A 24312-nucleotide genomic window follows, 5' to 3' on the forward strand; every position below is an offset into this window, starting at 1 on the left:
ATGCGCGCCGCCATCGCCCGACACCAGACGCCGCTCCTGCTGATCGTCCTGCTCGCCCTGGTCGCCGGCGCCACGTCGCTCGGCGACGGCGATGCGCTGCAGGTGACGCTGACGGAGATGTTCATCCGCATCATCGTCGTGGTCGGCCTCTACGTCTTCATCGGCAATTCCGGCATCATCTCCTTCGGCCAGATCGGCTTCATGTGCATCGGCGCCTATGCCGCGGCCTGGGCCACGGCCGAGCCCTCGTTCAAGCAGATCATGCTCTCGGGCCTGCCGCTCTTCCTGCAGGAGGCGCAATATCCCTTCCCCGTGGCGATCCTCGGGGCGCTGTTGCTGCCGGCGGCGGTGGCCTTCCTGCTCGGCCTGGCGATCATGCGCCTGTCCGGCACGGCGGCCTCGATCGCCACCTTCGCCTTCCTGATCATCGTCAACAGCGTCTATTCCAACTGGGATTCGGTGACCGCCGGCGTCAGCTCCATCGTCGGCATCCCGACCGTGGTCGGCCCCTGGACCGCCTATCTCTTCGCCGCGCTGGCGATCCTGGCCGCCTACCTCTTCCAGATCTCGCGCTTCGGCCTGATGCTGCGGGCCTCGCGCGACGACGAGGTGGCGGCGCGCGCCTGCGCGGTGAAGGTCCTGCGCATGCGCCTTGCCGCCTTCGTGCTCAGCGCCGCCCTGGTGGGTGTCGGCGGCGGGCTCTACGCCCAGTTCCTCGGCATCCTCACCGTCGATCCGTTCTACCTCAACCTCTCCTTCATCACCATCGCCATGCTGGTGGTCGGCGGCATGGCGAGCCTCACCGGCGCGGTGAGCGGCGTGGTCGCGGTGACGGCGATCGTCGAGGCGCTGCGCTTTCTCGAGCGCGGCGTGCCGGTGGGCGAGACCACCCTGGCCCTGCCCCAGGGCAGCCAGGAGATCGGCCTCGGCCTCGTCATGGCCCTGATCCTGATCTTCCGGCCGAACGGCCTCAGCCGCGGGCGTGAGCTCGCCCCCCTTTCGATCGCGCCCCCGGCCGGGGCCGCGCCCGAGCCGTTGCCGCTGTCCGGCGAAGCCGAGACGCCGGCCTGACCCCCGAGTGAATGCCATGACCCAGACCACCTCCCCCTATGCCGCCGGCGCCGCCTATATCGACGGGCGCTACATGCCGATCGCCGAGGCGGCGATCCCGATCACCGACTGGGGCTACCGCCGCTCCGACGTGACCTATGACGTGGTCGGCGTCTGGCAGGGCCGGTTCTTCCGGCTGGACGAGCACATCGCCCGTTTCCGCGCCTCGATGGAGGCCTTCCGCTTCCGCCCGCGCGAGAGCGACGCGGAGATCAAGGCGGTCCTCAACCGCTGCGTCGCCCTGGCCGGCCTGCGTGACGCCTATGTGGCGATGGACTGCCTGCGCGGCCGGCCCCCCGCCGGCATGCCCTACCACCCCGCTTATGCCCGCAACTACATCACCGCCTTCGCCGTGCCGTGGATCTCGCTGCTGAAGCCGGACGTGATGGCGCGCGGCGCCCATCTGGTCGTGGCCGAGACCGTGCGCATCCCGGCGCGCTCGGTCGACCCGACGGCCAAGAACTTCCATTGGGCCGACCTGACGCGCGGCCAGTTCGAGGCGGCCGACCGCGGCGCCGACTTCTGCGTCCTGCTCGGCGAGGACGGCAGCGTCACCGAGGGGCCGGGCTTCAACATCTTCGTGGTTGCGAACGGCCGCATCGCCACGCCCGACGCCGGCGTGCTCGAAGGCATCACCCGCCGCTCGGTGCTCGAGCTCTGCGGCGAGCTCGGCCTGCCGGTGGAGGTGCGGCCGGTGAGCGTCGCCGAGCTGCGCGAGGCCGACGAGATCTTCCTGTCCACCACGGCCGGCGGCGTCATGCCCGCCTCCCGCATCGACGGGCGGATCATGGGCAACGACCGCCCCGGGCCGATCTCCGAACGGATCCGCGAGGCCTTCTGGGCTCGCCGCGCCGAAGGCTGGCATGCGACCGAGGTCGACTATGCCGCTGCGGCACCTTCGCCAACACAGACACGCTAGGGAGGCCTGACCATGGGCTACAGACTGGGCATCGACATCGGCGGGACCTTCACCGACTTCGTCGCCTACGACGAATCCAACCGGGCGCTGAAGGCCTGGAAGAACCTCTCCACGCCACATGACCCGATCGAGGGGATCATGACCGGCCTGCGCGCCTTCGGCGAGATCGAGGCCATCGCCGGCATCCGCCTCGGCACCACGGTGGCGACCAACACGCTGCTGGAGGCCAAGGGCGCGCGCACCGCCTACGTCACCACCCGCGGCTTCCGCGACGTGCCGTTCATCGGCCGCGGCAACCGCCGTCATCATTACGACCTCGCCTGGGTCAAGCCCAGGCCCTTCGTCAAGCGCCGCGACGCCTATGAGGTCGACGAGCGCGTCGGCCCCTCCGGCGCCGTGATCGAGGCGCTGGACGAGGCGCAGGTCGCGGCCCTGGCCGACAGGCTCGCGGCCGAGGGCGAGATCGAGGCGGTCGCGGTGGTGCTGCTGCACTCCTACCTCACCCCGGCGCACGAGCAGCGCATCAAGGCGATCTTCAGGGAGCGGCTGTCCGGCGTGCCGGTGTCGATCTCCTACGAGGTGCTGCCGAAGTGGAAGGAGCATTTTCGCTCTTCCACCACCATCTGCGACGCCTTCATCAAGCCGGTGGTGACCCGGCAGCTCGGCTCGATGCGCCGCGAGCTCGACGACCAGGGCGTCAAGGCGCCGGTGGTGGTGATGCGCTCCAACGGCGGCGAGATGAGCCTCGACGCCGCCGTGGAGGGACCGATCCAGATCGCCGTCTCCGGCCCGACCGGCGGCGTCATCGCCGCCAAGCGCACCGCCGAGATGCTCGGCCTGCCCAACCTCGTCACGCTCGACATGGGAGGCACCTCCACCGACGTGTCGACCGTGGTCGACGGCAAGGAGAAGTTCACCACCGACTTCGAGATCGAATGGGGCCGGCCGATCCAGATCCCGATGATCGACATCCGCACCATCGGCGCCGGCGGCGGCTCGATCGCCCGGATCGACAGCGGCGGCATGCTGGTGGTCGGCCCAGAGAGCGCCGGCGCCAATCCCGGCCCGGCCTGCTACGGCCGCGGCGGCACGCTGCCCACCGTCACCGACGCCAATGTCGTGCTCGGGCGCATCAGCGCCGCCAACTTCCTCGGCGGCTCGATGAGCCTCGACGCCGATGCGGCGCGCCGGGCGATCGAGCCGATCGCCGCCGCCCTCGGCTATTCCGTCGAGCAGGCGGCGCTCGCCATCGTGCGCATCGCCAACAACAACATGGTGGGCGCCCTGCACACGGTGCTGACCGAGCAAGGGCTCGACCCGCGCGACTTCGTGCTCGTCGCCTTCGGCGGCGCCGGTCCGCCGCATGTCAGCGACCTGATGACCGAGGCCTCGATCCCCAAGGGGCTGGTGCCGAACTTCCCCGGCCAGTTCTCCGCCTTCGGCTTCACCATGGCCGACGCCCGGGTCGACCGCTACCGCACGGTCCAGCTCAACTCGCGCTTCTTCGACCGCGAGCGCGCCGCCTCGGCCATGGCCGCGCTGGTCGGCGAATGCCGGGCGGATCTGGCGGCGCAGGGCCACCATGACGCCGACATCGTCCGCAGCGTCGAGATGCGCTATCTCGGCCAGAACTACGAGCTGGAGATCCCGGTCGAGGCCGAGGCCTTCACCGAGGAGGAGGTCGCGGCGCTGCTGGAGAGCTTCCACAGCCAGCACGAAGCCCGCTTCGGCTTCCGCCTCGCCGACCACATGGAGATCGTCAACTTCCTGGTCACCGGCATCGCCCGCACCGGCCACCTGGAATTCCCCGTCATCGCCGACGCCGAAGGGCCTGCCGCGCCGGCCTCGCATCGGCCGGTCTGGTTCGGCGAGGGCTGGCTGGAGACCCCGGTCTATGCTCGCGACGACCTCAGATGCGGGCATGCGATAAAGGGGCCGGCCCTTGTGGAGGAGAACGCCTCCGTCACCGTGCTCGACCCCGGCAAGTCCCTGACGGTCGACCGCCACGGCAACCTGATGATCTCCGCCTGAAGGAACGCTCCCATGGACATGGTATCCCTCAACATCGTCGGCGGCATCCTGGTCTCGATCTGCCGGGACATGGGCGTGACGCTGATGCGCACCTCCTATTCGACTATCTTCTCCGAGTCGCTCGACTTCACCTGCGGCCTCGCCCTGCCGAACGGGGAACTGGTCGCCACCGGCGACTTCTGCCCGTCGATGATCGGCGGCATGCCGCTGCTGCTGCGCTCCTGCGTCCAGGAGATCGCCCTGGACGACCTGGAAGAAGGCGACGTCATCCTGCACAACGACCCCTATCGCGGCGGCCTGCACACCCCCGAGCATACCTTCTTCAAGCCGGTCTTCGTCGACGGCACCCTGATCGGCTTCGCGGTGGCGATCGGCCATGTCTGCGAGGTCGGCGGCATGGCTCCGGCCGGCTTCGCCGGCGAGGCGACGGAGGTCTTCCACGAAGGCCTGCGCGTGCCGCCGGTTAAGATCAAGCGCGCCGGCAAGGACGTAGACGACATCTGGCGCCTGCTGCTCGCCAATGTGCGCACGCCCCGTTACAATTACGGCGATTTCCGCGCCCTGATCGCCGCCATCGACCTCGGCGAGCGGCGCATGGCCGACCTCGTGCGCAAGCACGGCATCGCCGCCTTCCGCGAGAACGTCACCGCCCTGATGGACTATTCGGAGCGGCGCATGCGGGCCGAGATCGAGAAGATCCCGGACGGGCGCTATGCCTTCGAGGACTGCATGGAGGACGACGGCATCGAGGACAAGGTGTTCACCATCCGCGCCGAGGTGACGGTCTCCGGCAGCGACCTCATCGTCGACTACCACGGCTCCTCGCGCCAGGCGAAGGGGCCGATCAACGGCACCCTCGGCGTCGCCCACGGCGCGGCCTACAATGCGGTGCTGCAGCTCACCGATTCCACCATCCCGAAGAATTCCGGCTGCTTCCGGCCGATCCGGGTGCTGGCCGAGCCCGGCACGGTGGTCAACGTCAACTTCCCCGGCCCCTCGGTCGGCGGCAACACCGAAACCCATTGCCGCATCGCCAATGTGGTGATGGGCGCGCTGGCCCCGGGGCTCAAGCCGCGCTCCGCCGCCACCGACGGCGCCACCCACTCCAACTTCCTGTTCGGCGGCACCGACCTCAAGACCGGCGAGTTCTTCTGCTGCTACGACCTGACGCCGGTCGGCTGGGGCGGGCGCAGCTTCGCCGACGGCAACGACGCAGTCGGCGGCATCAACGGCAACTGCCCGCACATCCCGGTCGAGGTGTTCGAGTATCGCTTCCCCTGGCACGTGGAGGAGTTCAGGCTGGTCGACGGCTCCGGCGGGCCGGGCACGTTCCGCGGCGGGCTGTCGCTCTCCAAGACCGTGCGCTGCACCGACACGCCCATGACCTTCAGCTACATGAGCGACCGCCAGAAGGTCAGCCCCTGGGGCATCCATGGCGGCCAGGAGGGCGGCCGGGCCGAGCTTTTCATCCAGCATGCCGACGGCGAGGACTGGCAGACGATCACCGAGGCCTTCGGCAAGGTCTCGCCGAGCAAGTTCGCCAACGTGCCGATCCGCCCCGGCGACCGCATCCGCATCACCTCGCCCGCCGGCGGCGGCTGGGGCCCGCCCGGCGACCGCGACCCTGCGCTGGTCCGCGAGGATCTGCTCGACGGTTTCATCACGCCCGAGCAGGCCGAGACGGTCTACGCGAAGGGCGGATAGACGCTCCACCGGCCGCGCCCTTCCGGGAGAGGGGTGCAGCCGGCGTCGCCCCCCATCCCCTGTTCACCCGAGGATCCGCCCATGACCGTCCTGCCCAACTCGCTGCACGCCCGCGACGTCGCCTACCAGATCCACCCCTACACCAATGCCCGCCGGCACGAGCGCGTCGGCCCGGTGGTGATCGACCGCGGTTCGGGCATCCATGTCTATGACGACCAGGGGCGCGAATATATCGAGGCGCTGGCCGGGCTGTGGAGCGTCGCCGTCGGCTTCGGCGAGAATCGGCTGGTGGAGGCCGCAGCCCGGCAGATGAGCCGGCTGCCCTACTACCACACCTTCTCGCACAAATCGCACGAGCCCTCGATCGAGCTGGCCGAGAAGCTGGTCAAGATGTCGCCGCCCGGGCTCGACCATGTCTTCTTCACCAACTCCGGCTCGGAAGCCAACGACACCGTGGTGAAGCTGGTCTGGTACTACAACAATGCGCTGGGCCGGCCGGAGAAGAAGAAGTTCATCGCCCGCAACGGCGGCTATCACGGCATCACCGTCGCCTCCGGCAGCCTGACCGGCCTGCAGGTGAACCAGCGCGGCTTCGACCTGCCGCTGCCCTTCGTCCGCCACGTCACCTGCCCGCACCATTACCGCTTCGCCCTGGAGGGCGAGAGCGAGGAGGCCTTCGCCGACCGCCTGGCCGCCGAGCTGGAGGCGACCATCCTGGCCGAGGGACCGGAGACCGTCGCCGCCTTCATCGGCGAGCCGGTGATGGGCGCCGGCGGCGTGCTGACGCCGCCGCGCACCTATTGGGAGAAGGTCCAGGCGGTCTGCCGCCGCCACGACGTGCTCGTGGTGGCCGACGAGGTCATCAACGGCTTCGGCCGGGTGGGAACGCTGTTCGCCTGCGAGCATTTCGGCATCCGGCCCGACCTCCTGGTGGTGTCGAAGCAGATCACCTCCTCCTACCAGCCGCTCGCCGCCGTGCTGGTCAGCGACGCGGTCTACCAGGGCATCGCCGACCAGACCGAGGCGCTCGGCAATTTCGGCCATGGCTTCACCGCCAGCGGCCATCCGGTGGCGACCGCGGTCGCGCTGGAGAACCTCGCCATCATCGAGGAACGCGGCCTCGTCGCCAACGCCGCGCGGGTCGGCGCCCATCTGCAGGAGCGGCTGCGCCGCTTCGCCGACCACCCGCTGGTCGGCGAGGTGCGCGGCGTCGGCCTGATCGCCGCGGTCGAGCTGGTGGCGGACAAGGCGACCCGGGCGCGGTTCGACCCGATCGGCAAGGTCGGCCTCCATGTCTTCGAGAAGGGACACGAGCACGGGCTGATCATCCGCGCCATCCAGGATTCCATCGCCTTCTGCCCGCCCCTGATCATCACCGAGGCCGAGGTCGACGAGATGCTGGCGCGTTTCGCCCGGACGCTCGAAGATACGCAGGCCTGGGTCGCGGCCGGCATGCCCGCCGCCTGACCGCCCGGGGCGGGAGGAAGCATGCCGGACACCGGATCGCCCGTCGCCGTGCTGGGCTGCGGGCTCATCGGCGCAAGCTGGGCGGCGCTGCTGGTCGCGCACGGCCATGACGTCGTCGCCTGGGATCCGTCCGGGGCGGCGCGCGCCGGCTTCGCCGGCCGCATCGCCCTCCCGCGGGCGCAGCTCACCGAGCTCATGCCCGGACGCGAGGGCGGCGACGGCCGGCTCGCCGTCGCGGGGACGCTGGCGGACGCGGTGGGCGCGGCCGGCTGGATCCTGGAGAACGCGCCGGAATCGGTGCCGCTCAAGCGCGCGCTCTATGCCGAGGTCGAGGCCGCCGCGCCGCCGGGCGCCGTCATCGCCAGCAGCACCTCGTCCCTCACCTGGACCGATCTCGCCGCCGGCATGGCCCGGCCGCAGCGCTTCGTCACCGCCCATCCCTTCAACCCGCCACACCTGATGCCGCTGGTCGAGCTCTACGGCCGCGACGCGGACACGGTGGAGCGGGCCGAGCGCTTCTTTCGCGGGCTCGGCCGCGTCGTGGTGCGGCTGCGGAAAGATGCGGTCGGCCACATCGCCAACCGCCTCGCCTCGGCGCTGTGGCGCGAGGCGGTGCATATCGTCGCCGACGGCATCGCCGACGTCGCCGATGTCGATGCGGCGCTGGTGAACGGGCCGGGCCTGCGCTGGTCGGTGGTCGGCGCCCACATGGCCTATCATCTCGGCGGCGGCCCGGGCGGCCTGCAGCATTATCTCGACCATCTCGGGCCGAGCCAGGAACGGCGCTGGGCCAGCCTCGGCACGCCGAGCCTGACGCCGGAGGTGCGGGCGCAACTGGTCGAGGGCATCGCCGCCGAGGCGGACGGGCGCTCCGTTGCCGAGCTGGAAGCCGAGCGCGACCGGGCCCTCATCGCCGCCCTGCGCCGGCGCGGCGAGGGGTAGGGAGGCCGGACCGGCGCGCGCCTCCCGCGCCGTCCGTCGCGTGTCGTGCGACACAAGGTCCGCGGACCGACGATCATCCGGGCGACGCAGCGCCGATGTGGTAGGACAGTCCCGCCCGCCCGGGCGTCTCCGGGCTGTCGCTCACCAGTCAGCGGCAGCCCGGCGGCCGAGCGGGTCCTTGCCGAACCGCAGGAGGGACCGGAATGTTCGGATTGACGGCTCTGGAGCTTGCCCGCATCCAGTTCGGCTTCACCATTTCGTTCCACATCATCTTCCCGGCCATCACGATCGGGCTCGCCAGCTATCTGGCGGTGCTGGAGGGTCTGTGGCTGTGGAAGAAGGACACGGTCTATCGCGACCTCTACCATTTCTGGTCGAAGATCTTCGCCGTCAACTTCGCCATGGGCGTCGTCTCCGGCCTGGTCATGGCCTACCAGTTCGGCACCAACTGGAGCTACTTCTCCGCCTTTGCCGGCAGCATCACCGGGCCGCTGCTCGCCTATGAGGTGCTGACCGCCTTCTTCCTTGAGGCCGGCTTTCTCGGCGTCATGCTGTTCGGCTGGAACAAGGTCGGGCCGGGCCTGCACTTCTTCGCCACCCTGATGGTCGCCGCCGGCACCCTGGTCTCGGCGACCTGGATCCTCGCCTCCAACAGCTGGATGCAGACGCCGCAGGGCTTCGAGGTCATCGACGGCCGCGTCGTGCCGGTCGACTGGCTGAAGGTGATCTTCAATCCTTCCTTCCCCTACCGGCTCGCGCACATGACCATCGCGGCCTACCTGTCCACCGCCCTGTTCGTCGGCGCCTCGGGCGCCTGGCACCTCCTGCGCGGGCGGGCGACGCCGGCCGTCCGCACCATGGTGTCGATGGCGATGTGGATGGTGCTGGTGGTGGCACCGATCCAGATCTATGTCGGCGACGCCCACGGCCTCAACACGCTCGAGCACCAGCCGGCCAAGATCGCTGCCATGGAGGGGCACTGGCGCAACGAGCCCGGCCAGGGCGTGCCGCTCATCCTGTTCGGCTGGCCGGACATGGCCGAGCAGACCACGCGCTACGCCGTCGAGATCCCGCGCCTCGGCAGCCTCATCCTGACCCACAGCCTCGACGGCCAGTTCCCGGGGCTGAGCGAGTATCCGGCCGCCGACCGGCCCAATTCCACCGTGGTGTTCTGGTCGTTCCGGGTGATGGTCGGGCTCGGCCTGCTGATGCTCCTGCTCGGCCTGTGGGGAGCATGGCTGCGGTGGCGCGGACGCCTGTATGACAGCCCCCTGTTCCTGCGCTTCGCCATGCTGATGGGACCGAGCGGCCTCGTCGCCATCCTCGCCGGCTGGTTCACCACGGAGATCGGCCGGCAGCCCTGGGTGGTCTACGGCGTGATGCGGACCGAGCACGCCGTGTCGAACCATTCGGCCCTGGCGCTCTCGGCCACGCTGGTCATGTTCGTGGTCATGTACTGCATCGTGTTCGGGACCGGCATCGGCTACATGCTGAAGCTGGTCGCCAAGGGCCCCGGCGGAGGCGGGGAGCCCGGACATGCGGCGGACCTCGGGCCGGCGCAGCGCCCGGCGCGGCCGCTCTCCGCGGCGCCCGACGACATCGATCCGGCATTCGGCTGAGGAGACGCGACCATGGGCATCGACCTTCCTCTCCTGTGGGCCGTCATCATCGGCTTCGGACTGATGATGTACGTCGTCATGGACGGCTTCGACCTCGGCATCGGCATCCTCTTTCCCTTCGTGCGCGACCGCACCGACCGGGACACGATGATCAACACCGTGGCGCCGGTCTGGGACGGCAACGAGACCTGGCTGGTGCTGGGCGGCGCGGCCATGCTCGCCGCCTTCCCCATGGCCTATGCGGTGATCCTCAGCGCGCTCTACCTGCCGCTGATGCTGATGCTCGCCGGCCTGATCTGGCGCGGCGTCGCCTTCGAGTTCCGCTTCAAGGCCGACGAGGGGCACAAGTGGTTCTGGGACCACGCCTTCATCTGGGGCTCCTACATCGCGACCCTGTCGCAGGGCATCGCGCTCGGCGCCTTCATCGGCGGCTTCGAGGTGCGGGACGGGGCCTATGCCGGTGGCTTGTTCGACTGGCTCACCCCGTTCAGCCTGTTCACCGGCCTCGGCCTGCTGGTGGCCTATGCCCTGCTCGGCGCGACCTGGCTGGTGATGAAGACCGAGGGCGCGCTGCAGCAGCGCATGCGCGACCTCGGCCGGCCGATCACGCTGGTCCTGCTGGTGGCGATCGGCATCGTCAGCCTGTGGACGCCCTTCGCCCATGCCGATGTCGCGACCCGCTGGTTCTCCCTGCCCAACCTCGTCTTCTTCGCCCCGGTGCCGGTGCTCGTGCTGCTGGCGACCTGGGCGCTGCTGCAGGCGCTCGCCCGCGACAGCCACGCCGCCCCGTTCCTGCTGGTGCTGGCGCTGCTGTTCCTGGGCTATACGGGCCTGGCCATCAGCCTGTGGCCCAACATCATCCCGCCCGCCGTCTCGATCTGGGACGCGGCCGCGCCGCCGCAGAGCATGGGCTTCGCGCTGGTCGGCGCGCTGTTCATCATCCCCTTCATCCTCGCCTACACCGCCTGGTCCTATTACATCTTCCGCGGCAAGGTGAAGGCCGGCGAGGGCTATCACTGATGGCGGCGCCGCGCCGCGTCTGGGTGCGCCGCCTCGGCTGGCTGGTGCTGCTCTGGGCCTGCGGCGTCGCCGCCGTGGCGCTCCTCGCCCTGATCCTGCGCCTGGTCATGGGCATGGCCGGACTGACGGTCTGAAAGCCCACCCCCTCGGCTCAGAACCGCAGCGTCGGATCGTGCCACAGCCGGAAGCCGCCGGTGAAGGCGAAGTCGTTGCCGCCGCGGCTGCAGCCCGGCGGCAGTTCCTTGAGCAGGCCGACATTGCCGCCGCCGATCACGACGTAGTCCGGCTCCAGCGCCGCCTTCAGGCGCTCGACGATGTCGAACACCGAGGCGCGCCACTTCTTCTTGCCGCGCCGCTCCAGGCCGGCCGCCCCGGCATAATCCTCGTAGGTGCGCCCCTTGCGGTAGGGCAGATGCGCCAGCTCCATCGGCATGGCGACGCCGTCGGCGATCATCGCCGCGCCGAGGCCGGTGCCGAGCCCGAGGAACATCATCCGGCCGCCATTGTAGCTGCCGACCGCCTGCATCATCGCGTCGTTGACGATCTTGACCGGAGCCCCGAAGGCCTTGGCGAAGTCGAAGCCGACCCAGCCCTTGCCGAGATTGGCCGGCTCGGCGAGCGGCCGGTTGTGCAGCACCGGCCCGGGATAGCCGATCGAGACCGCGTCGAAGCTGAGCCCCTGCGCCAGCTGCCGCACGGCGGCGGCCATCCCGGCCGCCGTCATGGCGGAGCCGGACGGGGCGGCCCGCTTCTCCTCCTCCCGGCTGGTCTTGATCTTGACGTGCGAGCCGCCGATGTCGACGGCGAGGATGACGAGGCCGCCTTGCTTCGCCGCCGCCTTTCCGGATGCCGCGCTGATCTGTCCCATGTCTCCTCCCGGCTTCACGCCTCGACCTCGACGCCGAAATCCGTGTTCTCCCACCGGCCGGCCTCGGGCCAGTAGACGGTGAAGACGATGCGCCCGCCCGCCGGAACCGCCGATGTCGGCAGGTCCGCCAGGTGCAGCCCGAAAGGTCCCGGCACGGTCTCCGTGTCGACGACCGTGCGCCAGCCGTCGGCGCTCCAGTGCACCCGGCCCGGCGCGTCGAGCTGCAGGCGCAGGATCTTGCCGGCGGGAAGGCTGGCGAGCTTGCCGTTGAAGCGCCAGATCCGCAGCGGCGACACGGTGTTCGCCCGCTGGTAGCGCGCGACGCCCTGCGGCGGCATGTCGAACACCGCGCCGTCGCGCAGCGAGCGCAGCAGCTTGATATGCTCGGCATGGGCCCAGACCAGCGGCATGGCGCTGCCGGCCGGACGGCCGAAGAACAATTCGCCCTCGGGCAGGTCCGGGCCGTCCCAGCTCTGCTCGGGCAGCAGCCCGCCCGGCGCCGCGCTCGCCTCCAGCGTCGCCAGCAGCAGACGGGCCGCGTCGGGCCGGCCGGCGGCGATCTCGTAATGAGCCCGCTCGCCGGCGAGCAGCGGCCAGGGACGGCCGATGCCGGTGCCGTCGAACGGCGAGCCGTCGGCCTTCTCGCCATAGCCGTCGCCGGTGTAGCGATACCAGAGCGGCCCCTGGGGCAGCTCGACCTTGAGCAGGCCGTCGATCACCCGCACCGTGTCGACGATGCGCGGGTCGTCGGCGGCGCGCAGGCCGAAGCGCACCAGCGCCAGGGCGTCGGGGCTGACCACCGCCTCGGCTGGCCGGCAGTCCTCGCCCGGCGGCCGGTTCTTGATCGGCACGAAGCCCGCCAGCGGCGAGGCGGCCTCCGCCGCCTCCGGCGGGGCAATCCGCACGTAGTAGCCATCGGCGCCGAAGCGGCGGGCGGTGCCGTTGCCGGTGACGAAGGTCCAGCGCTCGACCTGGTCGTTCCAGCAATCGGCGACCTCCCGGGCCATGCGCGCCGCATCGGCCCTGTCGAGGCTGTCCAGGAGATCGGCGGCGGCGAGCAGCGCGGCGATCTCCACCGCCAGGGTGAAGGGCGAATAGCCGGCATCCTCCTCCCAGCGGTCCTCGCCGGTCACCGGCCCGTTGCGCAGGATGAAGCGCGTCGCCCGCTCGATCATCGGCGCGATCGCGGCGAGCCCCGCCGGATCGAGCGCGCCTTGCCGCCTGAGGCCGTCGGCGAGCAGCAGCGGGAAGGCGCATTCGTCCATCTGCAGCCCCGGCCAGTAGGCGGTGCCGTCGAGCCAGGCGTTCTGCGGCCAGTGCCCGTCCTCCTCCTGGATGGCGACGAGATAGGCCAGGATGGCGAGCGCATCCTCCGGCGCGCCGGCGGCGAGGAAGCCGCCGGCGGTTTCCACCAGGTCGCGCGGCCACACCAGGTGATAGCCGCCGAGATCCTCGTCGCCCTTGTTGAAGCCCCAGGGGATCGACAGACTGGCGACCGCCGGGCCGCGGAACGACAGCGGCCGGTGCGTCGCCAGCACCGCGGTGCTGACCCGGTAGGGGCTGAGCCCGCCGGGCGGAGCCGGGGGGCCGAGCGGGATCAGGCTCTCCTGCCAGCGGCGCCATCCCGCGACATAGGCGGCGCGGGCCGGCTCGAAGCCGCGCCGCAGGCTGGCGAGGGCGCGGTAGCCGGCCTCCTCCGGCTTCATGCCGAAGGCAAGCGCCAGCATGCAGCGGCCGTCGCCGCCGTCGAGGCCGATCTCGCCGGCCATGGCGACATTGCCGTCCGGGGCCGAACGCCAGCTCTGGTCGAGCTGCCCGGTCCGCCGCAATTGCTGCCAGCCGTCGGAGGCGCCGACATAGCCGACCGAGAGGCGGCGCCAGGGCCGGTCGCAGGCGAGCGCCAGCGAGGTGCCGTCACGCCCCTGCGCGAACAGCATCGGCACGCCCTTGTAGTCGCCGACCCAGGCGCTGTTGCCCATGCCGGCATTGACCAGGTGCGGCGCCAGCAGCGCATGCACGCGATACTCCGCCAGGGTCCCGCGCAGGGCCTCGAAGCGGATCGCCTGCAGCACCGCGTCGTGATCGGCGTCGACCAGCACCGACTTCTCGATGCAGAAGGCGCCGTCGCGGGCCGTGTTGGTCAGGACATAGGCCGGCACGCCCTCGTGCAGCGTCGCCACCCGGTGGTCGGCGTCCCGCTTCTCCTCGGCGAAGTAGCCGTCGGCACCGGTGACGACGAGGCCGAGGTCGCGCGTGCAGGCCATGTCGATGCGCGGATAATAGACCTCGTTGAGGATGCCGTGGCTGAGCGTGAACCAGACGCGGCTCGCCTTGGTGAGCGCCGTGCCGACGCCGGACTTGGCGCTGGAGGTCCAGCGGGCCGGCAGCCCGGGAGCGCCGGGAGCCGTGCCGTCCTGCCCGCTGATGTCCATGGCCCCTCCCGCCCACGCCGCCCGGCATTCCGGATCCGCCCCATCAGACGCCCGGCGGCGGCATTTGTCACGCCGTGGTTGCCCGGGCGTGCCATCACACCGCGGTGAGGAGCGGGTCGCCGCAGGCGCCGGGCGCCCTTGAGGCGAGGTCGTTTCCGCCTATGCTGGGCTGCCCGCCAACCGGCCGGCATCCCCCTACGATCAGGCCGCGGAGCGTCGCTGCACCGCCGCAAGGAGACGAGACAGAGCGTGGAAACGATATCGATTGCCCTGATCCTGCTTCTTGCCGTGGTCGTCAGCGGCTCCTGCGCGCGCATGCTGCCCATTCCCTTGCCGCTGCCGCTGGTGCAGATCGCCCTCGGCGCGCTCATCGCCTGGATCGGCGACTTCGGCGTCGAGCTGAGGCCGGAGATCTTCTTCCTCCTCTTCCTGCCGCCGCTGCTTTTCCTGGACGGCTGGCGCATTCCGAAGGAGGGCCTGTTCCGGGACAAGGGCACGATCCTGGAGCTGGCTCTCGGGCTCGTCGTCTTCACCGTCCTCGGGATGGGCCTTCTCATCAACTGGATGGTCCCGGCCATGCCGCTCGCCGTGGCCTTCGCGCTGGCGGCGATCATCTCGCCGACCGACCCGATCGCGGTCTCGGCCATTGCGGCGCGGGTTCCCATCCCGAAACGGCTGATGCACATCCTGGAGGGCGAATCGCTCCTGAACGACGCGTCGGGCCTCGTGTGCATGCGCTTCGCCGTCGCCGCGGCGCTCACCGGCGCCTTCTCGCTCGTCGACGCCTTCGGCACCTTCCTCTGGCTGGCGATCGGCGGCGTCGCCATAGGCGTCGCGGTCACCCTGGCCGCGACCCTGTCCAAGGCCTGGGTGTCCCGCCGCTTCGGCGAGGAGACCGGCTCGCACATCCTGATCAGCCTGCTGATCCCGTTCGCCTCCTATCTGCTTGCCGAGCACCTGCATTGTTCCGGCATTCTGGCCGCGGTCGCTGCCGGCATGACGATGAGCTATGTCGAGCAGACCGGACAGGCGCTCGCCGTCACCCGGGCCCGCCGGGCGGCGGTCTGGGACACGGTCCAGTTCGCCGCGAACGGCGTCATCTTCATCCTGCTCGGCGAACAGCTGCCGCGGATCGTCGCCGGAGCGGCCGAGGTGGTGCGCGCGACCGGGCATCACGAGCCCGCCTGGCTCATCGTCTATATCGTCGCCATCAACGCCGCCCTGGCCGTGCTGCGCTTCCTCTGGGTCTGGGTGTCGCTGCGCTTCACCATGTTCCGGGCGGCGCGGAAGGGACAGCCGATCCGCAAGCCCAGCTGGCGCCTGGTCGCGGCCGCTTCGCTCGCCGGCGTGCGCGGCACCATCACATTGGCCGGCGTCCTGACCTTGCCGCTCGTCCTGAACGACGGCTCGCCCTTCCCCGCCCGCGACCTCGCCATCCTGCTGGCCGCAGGGGTCATCATCGCCTCGCTGATCGCGGCCAGCATCGGCCTGCCGCTCCTCCTGAAAGGCCTGGAGCTGCCGCCGGAGCCCTCGCACCAGGAGGAGGAGGACCGTGCGCGGGTCGCGGCCGCCGAGGCTGCGATCCATGCCGTCGAACGCGCGCAATACGAGATGGGCAAGGACCGCAGCGATGCCGATCTCTATGCGGGCGTCAGCGCCCGCATCATGGAGCTCTACCGCCAGCGCATCGAAGGCTGGTCCAAGACCGGCGAGGAGGCCGAGCTCGCCCGCGCGGTCGACGACATCGATCGCAGGCTGCGCCTGACGGGGCTCCGAGCGGAGCGGGACGAGATCTACCGCATGGCGCGCACGCGCCGGCTCTCGGACGAGACCGCGCGCCGGCTCGTGCGGGAAATCGACCTCCTCGAGGCGCGGTTCAGCGGCGCCTCGTAGATGTCCGACCGCGCGCAAGGCGGCACGGCAGACCCGTGCGCCTCATGCCGTCGCATCACGTCGACAGCCCGCAAAAAAGGACCGCCGGAGCGCAGGCTCCGGCGGCAGCGGGACCAGGCGTGGCGCAGGGAACGGGGCCGACGCCGGCCTCAAGGTTGACGGCGCTGGAACACGTTCAGGACGATGTGCCCGGAGGACAGCATCGGCGGCGACAGGCCTGCCTCCAGGCGGGCGTCGCGCTGCTGCGGCCGGCGGTTGCGCTCCGGCGGAGGCAGGCGGTGGGCCGCGACGCCGAGCAGGGCGCCGAGATGAAGCGTGTGATGCAGGAAGGAAACGATCGACATTGTTGAAGACCCGTGGCTGTGCTCAGCCCTTGATAATGTTTAACTTCAATCATTTGCCTGCATCGATCAATGACGCTACCCTGTTTGAATCGACAACTAAAATTTGATGATCGCCGATGCCGAAGGCCAATCATGGACTGAACGCCCTCTGGACGTTCTCCGCCGCGGCCCGCCATCTCAGCTTCGCCCGCGCCGCGGAGGAGCTGGACGTCACCGCCGCCGCGGTCAGCAACCAGATCCGGGCCTTCGAGGAGAAGCTGGGCACGCGCCTGTTCTGGCGCACCAGCCGGGCGATGGGGCTCACCAATGCCGGCCGCGCCCTCCATGCCGCGACCGACGGGCCGCTGCGCGCCATCGACGCGGCGCTCGGCGCCGCCGCCCGCGCCAACGACGCGGAGAGCCTGACCGTGACGGCCAGTGCCTCCTTCGCCGCCAAATGGCTGGTGCCTCGCCTGTCGCGCTTTCGCCAGCGCGTGCCCGGCGTCGACATCCGCATCGATATTTCCGATCGCCAGGCCGATTTCGCCCGCGGCGAGGCGGATGTCGGCATCCGCTTCGGCAACGGCGTCTATGCCGGCCTCCGGTCCGATCCGCTGTTCGCCGAATCCGTGTTCCCGATCTGCAGCCCGGCGCTGCTCCAGGGCGAGGCGCCGCTGCGCGAGCCCAACGACCTCGCCCGCCACACCCTGATCCATCTCGACTGGCATGCGCAGGACGACATCTGGCCGGACTGGCGCATGTGGCTGCTGGCGGCCAAGGCCGACCGGCCCGACCCGGCGCGCGGCATCTATCTCAGCCACTACGCCCTGGTGCTGCAGGCCGCCGCCGACGGCCAGGGCGTCGCGCTCGGCAACACCAGCCTGGTCGGCGACGACATCGCCGCCGGCCGCCTGGTGCGGCCCTTCGACCTGTCGCTGAACATCGCGCCGGACTTCCGCTACTACATCGTCGCCCTGAAGAGCCGCTCGGAACGGCCGCTGATCAAGGCGTTCCGGGACTGGATGCTGGAGGAAAGCGGCGCCTTCGAGGCCCGCCGCGCCGCCGAGGCCGGCGATGCAGGCTGAACTGGACGGTCCTTGCCTCCCATCCGCACCGACGGCCCCACGGGCCGGCCGTCACAGGACCTTGTACATCACCGTCGTCGCATCGAGCTTGTCGACGAACGGGTCACGGCAATAGCCCGGTATGACGCCGGCGACGCTGTAGCCGAGCGAGGCGTAGAGCGGCTCGGCGCCGTCGCCGGTGCGGGTGTCGAGGGTCAGCAGGCTGCGACCGAGCCGGGCGGCGGCGCGTTCGATCTCGGCCATCAGCGCCCGGGCAAGGCCCCGGCGGCGTGCGTCGGGATGGACCATGAGCTTGCGCACGTCCGCCCGGTGCGGCTGGTTGGGCGGCGTGCCGTGGTCGAGCTGGACCGTCCCGACGATCCGGCCGCCGTCGCGGGCGACCAGCAGCACCACCGAGCCGGCCTGCAGCCCCGGCAGCACCTTGCCCGTCCAGAACGCCTCGGCCTCGGCCGGCGGGAACGGCAGGATATAGCCGATGCTCGCCCCGTCATGCACGCAGGCATGGATCAGCGCGCCGAGCTGCGGCAGATGGTCGGCGACGTCCTGCGCCGAAAAGGTCGAGATGACGGCGTCCGCGGGCATGGGGCCTCACAGGATGAAGACGAGATAGCAGGCTGGGTCGGGGCCGGGCACGGCGAAGGCGCTCGGTCCGTAGAGCTGGTAGCGCAGGCAGTCTCCCTGATGGAGGGCATAGGTCTGCCCGGCGACGGTGATGTCGAGCCGCCCGGAGAGCATGACGAGGTGATGCTCCAGGCCCGGCCGCGGCGGCTTGTCGTAGGCGATCTGCGCGCCGGCCTCGAGCGCGCATTCCAGCACCTCCCCGGCCAGGGCCTGGGCCGGCGGCGACACCGAGCGGCGCCGGAAGCCGAGCGCCGGATCGGTCCAGACCGGCTGGGCCTCGCGGCGCAGCAGCGGCGCGAACTCGTCCTCGACCATGTGCATCAGCCGCGACATGGTCAGGCCATAGGCGGCGCAGAGCTTGCCGAGCACGCTGGCGGTGGCGCTCACCTCGGCGTTCTCCAGCCGGGACAGGGTGGCGCGGCTCACCGTGCTGCGCCTCGCCAGCTCGTCGAGCGACCAGCCGCGCTCGGCCCTGAGCCCCTTCAGGCGCTGGGCGATCCGCCGGTCGATGGCGGTTTCGTCGGGGAGAGAATTTTCCATATATGAGAATTTGTCTCTGATATGGAACAATGTCAAGCCCGACGGACGCCGCGCCGGACCGGTCGCCGCGGGGTGGCGAGCGCCTCGGCGGCGGAAGCGCTCACGTGCGGGTGCTGACCTCCCAGGTCCCGTGCGTCACGCCGTGCTGGCGCTCCAGATGGCCGACGACGGCGTCGACCTCCTTCGGGTCGACGGCCGTCGAAACCAGGGTGGCGACGAGCTCGACCTGGTCGTCGCCGTGCTCGACGATCTCGACGTCGCTCACGGGGTATTTGGCGGCCTCGAGGTGTTCGAGCAGCAGCTCGCGCACCGCCGGCATCGAGACCGGATCCGTGGTGAGCCGCACCTCGTAGGTCGCCTCCGAAGCCTGCTCGTCGATCGGCGTGCGGTCGATCGCGTTGACCAGCGGCCGCAGGAGCGTGTTGCCGGCGATGATGAACACGGTGAGCAGCACGCCCTCGGCCAGCATGTCGGCGCCGGTGCAGCTGCCGACCGCGGCCGAGCACCACAACGTCGCCGCAGTGTTGAGGCCGCGCACGTTCATGCCTTCCTTCATGATCACGCCGGCGCCGAGAAAGCCGATACCGGAGACGACGCAGGAAATCACCCGCACCGCCTCGACGGTGCCGGCGATCCGCGCCGCCAGGTCGACGAAGGCCGCCGCCCCCACCGCGACCAGGACATTGGTGCGCAGGCCGGCCGTGCGCTGCCGGTACTGGCGCTCCGCCCCGATCAGCGCGCCGAGGACGAACGCCCCCGTCAGGCTGACGACCGTGTCGAGGAAGGGGTAAAGCTGGAAGGTCTCGATGAAGCGCATCGCGGGGGCACTCGACTCTGCTGCGCCGACGGTGTGGCACGGCGCAAGGACCGAGCATAGCCGGCGCGAGATGACAGCCGCGTGCAGGGCCCGCGATCAGATATGGTCTGGAGCTCAAACCATGTCTGATCGCCCACCCAGGCCCCGCAGCGACCGCGGCGATGCATCGCCGCCGTCACGACCTCCGTTGCAGGACGAAGGCCGAAGATGACGGCCCGCCGTTCAATTCGGTCGAACGGCGCGAGGGGTCCTTTGCATGTCATCCGCCGCGGCGGCCGCCGCGGGCGACCGCCCCGCCCAGGCCTCGGCCGCGGGCGGGCCGCCGAGGGTGCGGGAGATGCGGTCGGCGTGGCGCAGCAGCGTCTCGGCGAGGTCCGGCACGGCCTCGGCCGGCAGGAGCTGCTTCAGGGTCGTGACGCTGACGGCGCCGACGGCCTTGCCGCCATGGCCGAAGACCCCGGCGGCGACGCAGATGATGCCCTCGTGGTCCTCCTCGTCGTCCAGGGCGTAGTGCCGGGCGGCGATCCGGTCGAAATCGGCGCCGAGGGCCTCGGGCGAGGTCAGCGTCCGGGCGGTGCGCGCCTCGCAGCCGGCCCGATCGAGGACGGCGAGCGCCTCCGGACGCGGCAGCGCCGCCAGCAGCACCTTGCCGACGCCCGAGCAGTGCGGCCGCTCGCGTCGGCCGAGGGCGGCGTCGAAGCGGATGGCGCCCGGCGCATCGACGCGGCCGATCACCACCGGGAAGCCGTCATCCATCACCGCCACGCGCGAGGTCATGCCGACCTCCTGGGTGAGGTCGCGCAGCACCGGCATGGCGATGTCGGCGAGGCCGGTGCTGGAAACCGCGATGTCGCCGAGCCGCACCAGGGCCAGCCCGGGGCGGTAGCGACGCGTCATGCCCTCGCCGACGTCGACGACGATGCCGCGCGCCTTCAGCGTCACCAGGATCGCGTAGGCCGCCGCCTTCGACAGGCCGACGTCGCGGGCCAGATCCGTCAGCCGCGCCCCCGCCTTGCCGCTGGCGGCGATGCAGTCGATCAGGTCGAAGGCCCGGCCGAGGCTCTGCACGCGGTAGCGCTCGTCGCTCATCGTTTCCCCAAGTCGAAGCCGGTGTGCCGAGATCGGTTGACCGGAGGAAACAACACGCCTACCATCTTTGCAATACCAAACACTGTTTGGCTAAACAAAACATTCCATTCGAGGCCGCAAATGGCTGACGAGCCCCGCAAGCTGCGTTCCACCGCCTGGTTCGGCGGGTCGGGCAAGAACGCCTTCATGCATCGCAGCTGGATGAAGAACGAGGGCCATCCGCCCGACGTCTTCGACGGCCGGCCGGTGATCGGCATCTGCAACACCTGGTCGGAGCTCACGCCCTGCAACGCGCATCTGCGCGGCCTCGCCGAACATGTGAAGCGCGGCGTCTACGAGATGGGCGGCCTGCCGCTGGAATTCCCGGTGATGTCGCTGGGCGAGTCCAACATGCGCCCGACCGCCATGCTGTTCCGCAACCTCGCCAGCATGGACGTGGAGGAATCGATCCGCGCCAACCCGGTCGACGGCGTCATCCTGCTGGTTGGCTGCGACAAGACCACACCGTCCCTGCTGATGGGCGCGGCGAGCTGCGACCTGCCGACCATCGCCGTCTCCGGCGGCCCGATGCTGAACGGCAATTTCCGCGGCAAGCCCATCGGCTCGGGCACCCATGTCTGGAAGTTCTACGAGGACGTGAAGGCCGGCCGCATGTCGGTCGACGACTTCCTCGCCGCCGAGCAGGGCCAGAGCCGCTCGGCCGGCAGCTGCATGACCATGGGCACCGCCTCGACCATGGCCAGCATGGTCGAGGCGCTCGGCATCGCCATGCCCGACAACGCCGCCATCCCCGCCGTGGATGCGCGCCGCGCCATCCTGGCCCAGGAGGCCGGCCGGCGCATCGTCACGCTGGTGCGCGAGGACGTGCGCATGTCGCGGATCCTGACCCGCGAGGCCTTCGAGAACGCCATCCGCGTCAACGGCGCCATCGGCGGCTCCACCAACGCCGTCATCCACCTGATCGCTGTGGCGCGCCGGCTCGGCGTCGACCTGTCGCTCGACGACTGGGACCGGCTCGGCCGGGACGTGCCGACCATCGTCGACCTGATGCCCTCCGGCCGGTTCCTGATGGAGGACTTCTACTATGCCGGCGGCCTGCGCGCCGTGATGCGCGTTCTGGTCGAGGCCGGGATGCTGCACGCCGCTGCCCCGACCGTCGCCGGACCGGACATCGGCGAGATCGTCGCCTCGGCCCCCAACTACAATGGCGAGGTGATCCGCGGCCTCGCCGATCCGCTGACGCCCCAGGGGGGCATTGCGGTGCTGCGCGGCAACCTCGCGCCCGGCGGCGCGGTGATCAAGCCCTCGGCCGCCACCCCGGCACTGATGCAGCACACCGGCCGCGCCGTGGTGTTCGAGGATATCGAGCACTACTACGCCCGCGTCGACGACCCGGCGCTCGACATCGACGAGACCTGCGTCATGGTGCTGAAGAACTGTGGGCCGCGCGGCTATCCCGGCATGGCCGAGGTCGGCAACATGCCCCTGCCCGCCAAGCTGCTGCAGCGCGGCGTCACCGACATGGTGCGCATCTCCGACGCGCGCATGAGCGGCACCGCCTACGGCACCGTGGTGCTGCACACCGCGCCGGAGGCGGCCGCCGGCGGACCCCTTGCCCTGGTGCGCGACGGCGACAGGATCGAGCTCGACGTCGCCGGCCGGCGCCTGCATCTCCAGGTCTCCGACGAGGAGCTGGAGGCCCGCCGGCAGGACTGGCTGCCGCCCTCCCATGACGACGCCACCGGCTATCAGAAGCTGTTCATCGAGCACGTGCTGCAGGCCGACCAGGGCTGCGACTTCGACTTCCTGCTCGGCAAGCGCCAGGCGGGCATCCCGCGTCATTCCCATTGAGGCGGCCATGGACACCGATTTCCTCAACGCCTCCTACCCCAGCCTCAGGGACCGCGTCGTCTTCGTCACCGGCGGCGCCGGCGGCATCGGCGCCAGCCTGGTCGAGCATTTCTGCGCCCAGGGCGCCGTGGTCGGCTTCGTCGACATCGCCGAGGAGGCCGGCCGCCGGCTGGCGGAGACGGTCGCGGCGGCGGGCCACCGCCCGCCCGACTTCATCCCCTGCGACCTGCGCGACGTCGCCGCCCTGCAAGGGGCCATCGCCGCCATCGGCGAGCGGCACGGGCCGATCCGGGTCCTGCTCAACAATGCCGGCAACGACGACCGGCACCGCACCGAGGACGTGACGCCGGCCTATTGGGACGACCGCATGGCGGTCAACCTGCGCCACCAGTTCTTCGCGGCCCAGGCCGTGCGGCCGCAGATGCGTGCGGCCGGCGGCGGCTCCATCGTCAATTTCGGCTCGATCACCTGGATGGTCGGCGACCCCGACTGCCCGGCCTATGTCACCGCCAAGGCGGCGATCACCGGCATGACCCGGGCGCTGGCCCGCGAGTTCGGCCCCGAGCGCATCCGAGTCAACTGCATGATCCCGGGCTGGGTGATGACGCCGCGCCAGGTCGCGCTCTGGCTGACGCCGGAGGGCGAGCGCCAGATCGCCGACCGCCAATGCCTGCCCGACCGCCTGCACGAGCCGGACATCGCGCGCATGGCCCTGTTCCTGGCGGCGGACGACAGCCGCATGTGCACCTCGCAGAACTTCATCGTCGACGGCGGCTGGGTGTAGCCGGCCGGCAGCGACGACAAGGCCCGGGAGGGCGCCACCCGCAGGCGCGGCCAAGGCGCTCCCCATCGCACAAACCAGAGGAGAAGTGTCGTGATCGGATCCATCAAGCATCTGGCCGCCGCCGCGGCGCTGGCCGCGGGCCTGTGGGCTTCGGCCGCCGCCGCCGAGACGCTGCGCGTCCTCGCCTGGGAAGGCTATGCCGATCCGGACTGGGTGACCGAGTTCACCAAGGAGACCGGCATCGACGTCAACGTCGTCTTCATCGGCAGCGACGACGAGATCTGGGCCAAGATCAAGGGCAGCGAGGGCAAGGACTTCGACGTCATGGCCGTCAACACGGCCCAGTTGCAGCGCTACATCGACGCCAAGCTGGTCAAGCCCTGGGATCTCGCGGCCATCCCCAACCAGAAGGAGGCGCTGCCGCGCTTCCGCGACCTCGCCGCGATCAAGGGCGAGACCCGCGACGGCAAGGTCTACGGCATCCCGTTCTGCTTCGATTCCATCGGCCTGATCTACGACACCGACAAGGTGAAGCCGGCGCCGACCTCCATGGCCGTGCTGTGGGATCCGAAGTACCAGGGCAAGGTGCTGGCCTATGACAATGGCGAGCACAACGTCTCCTTCACCGCCCTCACCCTCGGCATCGCCGACCCGTTCCACCTGACGGCCGACCAGCTCGCCTCGGTCAAGGGCAAGCTCATCGACCTGAAGAAGAACGTGCTGAGCTTCTACACCACCTCGGACGAGGCCCAGCAGATCTTCCAGAACAACGACGTGGCGCTGGTCTGGGCCAATTACGGCCAGCAGCAGCTCAAGGCGCTGCAGAAGGTCGGCGCCCATGTCGCCTACGTCAACCCGTCCGAGGGCGCCCTCTCCTGGCTCGACAACTGGGCGATGACCAGCGGCGTCAAGGATGAGGCGGCCGCGGCGAAATGGGTGAACTTCCTCCTGCAGAAGAAGATCGGCCAGCAGCTCTCCGAGCGCACCGGCTTCGGCAACACCGTCGTCGCCAGCGCCAGCGCCAACGACGGCGACAAGCTGGTCTGGCTCGATGCGGTCGAGGATCCGCTGAAGCGCTCCGACCTGTGGAACGAGGTGAAGGCGGCGCCGTAACCGGCACTGCCGATTGAGAAAATCCCCTCTCCCGAAGGGAGAGGAGTCTCGTGGCCGACGTCGCGCCGGCAGTCCCCCCGTCCC

Annotated in this window: 21 protein-coding genes; 14 read left to right on the forward strand and 7 right to left on the reverse strand. The window is 70.3% G+C overall.

What is annotated here, in order from left to right; all coding sequences use genetic code 11:
- The 9 genes from AC27L4_RS14215 (at position 1) to AC27L4_RS14255 (ending at position 10946) form a co-directional block, all read left to right on the forward strand.
- Positions 1-1071: a branched-chain amino acid ABC transporter permease gene (locus AC27L4_RS14215; protein ID WP_487142854.1), complete on the forward strand. Its 1071-nt coding sequence runs from the start codon at positions 1-3 to the stop codon at positions 1069-1071.
- A gap of 16 nt (positions 1072-1087) precedes the next feature.
- Positions 1088-2029, forward strand: a complete 942-nt coding sequence (locus AC27L4_RS14220) for an aminotransferase class IV (RefSeq protein ID WP_487142855.1) — start codon at positions 1088-1090, stop codon at positions 2027-2029.
- A gap of 12 nt (positions 2030-2041) precedes the next feature.
- Positions 2042-4060 carry a hydantoinase/oxoprolinase family protein gene (locus tag AC27L4_RS14225; RefSeq protein WP_487142856.1) on the forward strand — a complete coding sequence of 673 codons (2019 nt, stop codon included), beginning with the start codon at positions 2042-2044 and terminating at the stop codon, positions 4058-4060.
- 12 nt (positions 4061-4072) lie between these two features.
- Positions 4073-5764: a hydantoinase B/oxoprolinase family protein gene (locus AC27L4_RS14230; RefSeq protein ID WP_487142857.1), complete on the forward strand. Its 1692-nt coding sequence runs from the start codon at positions 4073-4075 to the stop codon at positions 5762-5764.
- Positions 5765-5845: 81 nt separating this feature from the next.
- The gene (locus tag AC27L4_RS14235; RefSeq protein ID WP_487142858.1) at positions 5846-7231 is read left to right on the forward strand and encodes an aspartate aminotransferase family protein; all 1386 of its coding nucleotides are present in this window, start codon (positions 5846-5848) and stop codon (positions 7229-7231) included.
- Positions 7232-7252: 21 nt separating this feature from the next.
- A complete protein-coding gene (locus AC27L4_RS14240) occupies positions 7253-8173 on the forward strand; it encodes a 3-hydroxyacyl-CoA dehydrogenase NAD-binding domain-containing protein (protein ID WP_487142859.1) in 921 nt (306 codons plus the stop codon).
- A 203-nt stretch (positions 8174-8376) separates the two neighbouring features.
- Positions 8377-9792, forward strand: a complete 1416-nt coding sequence (locus tag AC27L4_RS14245) for a cytochrome ubiquinol oxidase subunit I (RefSeq protein ID WP_487142860.1) — start codon at positions 8377-8379, stop codon at positions 9790-9792.
- Between the two features lie 12 nt (positions 9793-9804).
- Entirely contained in the window at positions 9805-10812 is a 1008-nt protein-coding gene (gene cydB / locus AC27L4_RS14250) for a cytochrome d ubiquinol oxidase subunit II (RefSeq protein ID WP_487142861.1), read from the forward strand.
- The gene (locus tag AC27L4_RS14255) at positions 10812-10946 is read left to right on the forward strand and encodes a DUF2474 family protein (protein ID WP_487142862.1); all 135 of its coding nucleotides are present in this window, start codon (positions 10812-10814) and stop codon (positions 10944-10946) included. Before cydB ends, AC27L4_RS14255 begins: the two co-directional genes overlap by 1 nt.
- A gap of 17 nt (positions 10947-10963) precedes the next feature.
- Here the strand turns inward: AC27L4_RS14255 and AC27L4_RS14260 are convergent, their stop codons facing one another.
- Both AC27L4_RS14260 and AC27L4_RS14265 read right to left on the reverse strand, forming a co-directional pair.
- Positions 10964-11680, reverse strand: coding sequence for an ROK family protein (locus tag AC27L4_RS14260; protein ID WP_487142863.1), 717 nt, complete (start codon positions 11678-11680; stop codon positions 10964-10966).
- Positions 11681-11694: 14 nt separating this feature from the next.
- Positions 11695-14112 carry a glucan 1,4-alpha-glucosidase gene (locus AC27L4_RS14265; RefSeq protein WP_487142864.1) on the reverse strand — a complete coding sequence of 806 codons (2418 nt, stop codon included), beginning with the start codon at positions 14110-14112 and terminating at the stop codon, positions 11695-11697.
- Positions 14113-14361: 249 nt separating this feature from the next.
- On the opposite strand from AC27L4_RS14265, the gene AC27L4_RS14270 reads away from it, so the two are divergent.
- Positions 14362-16005 carry a Na+/H+ antiporter gene (locus tag AC27L4_RS14270; protein WP_487142865.1) on the forward strand — a complete coding sequence of 548 codons (1644 nt, stop codon included), beginning with the start codon at positions 14362-14364 and terminating at the stop codon, positions 16003-16005.
- Between the two features lie 149 nt (positions 16006-16154).
- On the opposite strand, the gene AC27L4_RS14275 is transcribed toward AC27L4_RS14270, so the two are convergent.
- Positions 16155-16349, reverse strand: coding sequence for a hypothetical protein (locus AC27L4_RS14275; RefSeq protein WP_487142866.1), 195 nt, complete (start codon positions 16347-16349; stop codon positions 16155-16157).
- Positions 16350-16465: 116 nt separating this feature from the next.
- Here AC27L4_RS14275 and gcvA point away from each other — a divergent pair, with 116 nt between their 5' ends.
- Positions 16466-17413, forward strand: coding sequence for a transcriptional regulator GcvA (gene gcvA, locus AC27L4_RS14280; protein ID WP_487142867.1), 948 nt, complete (start codon positions 16466-16468; stop codon positions 17411-17413).
- A gap of 51 nt (positions 17414-17464) precedes the next feature.
- Here the strand turns inward: gcvA and AC27L4_RS14285 are convergent, their stop codons facing one another.
- From AC27L4_RS14285 to AC27L4_RS14300, 4 genes are all read right to left on the reverse strand, one after another.
- On the reverse strand, positions 17465-17995 hold the full coding sequence (locus tag AC27L4_RS14285) for a GNAT family N-acetyltransferase (RefSeq protein WP_487142868.1): 531 nt from the start codon (positions 17993-17995) through the stop codon (positions 17465-17467).
- A 6-nt stretch (positions 17996-18001) separates the two neighbouring features.
- Complete coding sequence (locus AC27L4_RS14290) at positions 18002-18574, reverse strand: helix-turn-helix domain-containing protein (RefSeq protein ID WP_487142869.1); 573 nt, start codon at positions 18572-18574, stop codon at positions 18002-18004.
- Positions 18575-18674: 100 nt separating this feature from the next.
- A complete protein-coding gene (locus AC27L4_RS14295; RefSeq protein WP_487142870.1) occupies positions 18675-19391 on the reverse strand; it encodes an MgtC/SapB family protein in 717 nt (238 codons plus the stop codon).
- A gap of 222 nt (positions 19392-19613) precedes the next feature.
- On the reverse strand, positions 19614-20480 hold the full coding sequence (locus tag AC27L4_RS14300; RefSeq protein WP_487142871.1) for an IclR family transcriptional regulator: 867 nt from the start codon (positions 20478-20480) through the stop codon (positions 19614-19616).
- Between the two features lie 120 nt (positions 20481-20600).
- Here AC27L4_RS14300 and AC27L4_RS14305 point away from each other — a divergent pair, with 120 nt between their 5' ends.
- The 3 genes from AC27L4_RS14305 (at position 20601) to AC27L4_RS14315 (ending at position 24228) form a co-directional block, all read left to right on the forward strand.
- Complete coding sequence (locus AC27L4_RS14305; protein ID WP_487142872.1) at positions 20601-22331, forward strand: IlvD/Edd family dehydratase; 1731 nt, start codon at positions 20601-20603, stop codon at positions 22329-22331.
- A gap of 7 nt (positions 22332-22338) precedes the next feature.
- Positions 22339-23115, forward strand: a complete 777-nt coding sequence (locus AC27L4_RS14310; protein ID WP_487142873.1) for an SDR family NAD(P)-dependent oxidoreductase — start codon at positions 22339-22341, stop codon at positions 23113-23115.
- A 90-nt stretch (positions 23116-23205) separates the two neighbouring features.
- Entirely contained in the window at positions 23206-24228 is a 1023-nt protein-coding gene (locus tag AC27L4_RS14315) for an ABC transporter substrate-binding protein (protein WP_487142874.1), read from the forward strand.
- The last annotated feature ends 84 nt before the right edge of the window (positions 24229-24312 follow it).

This window comes from Labrys sp. Lb11 (assembly GCF_057554225.1).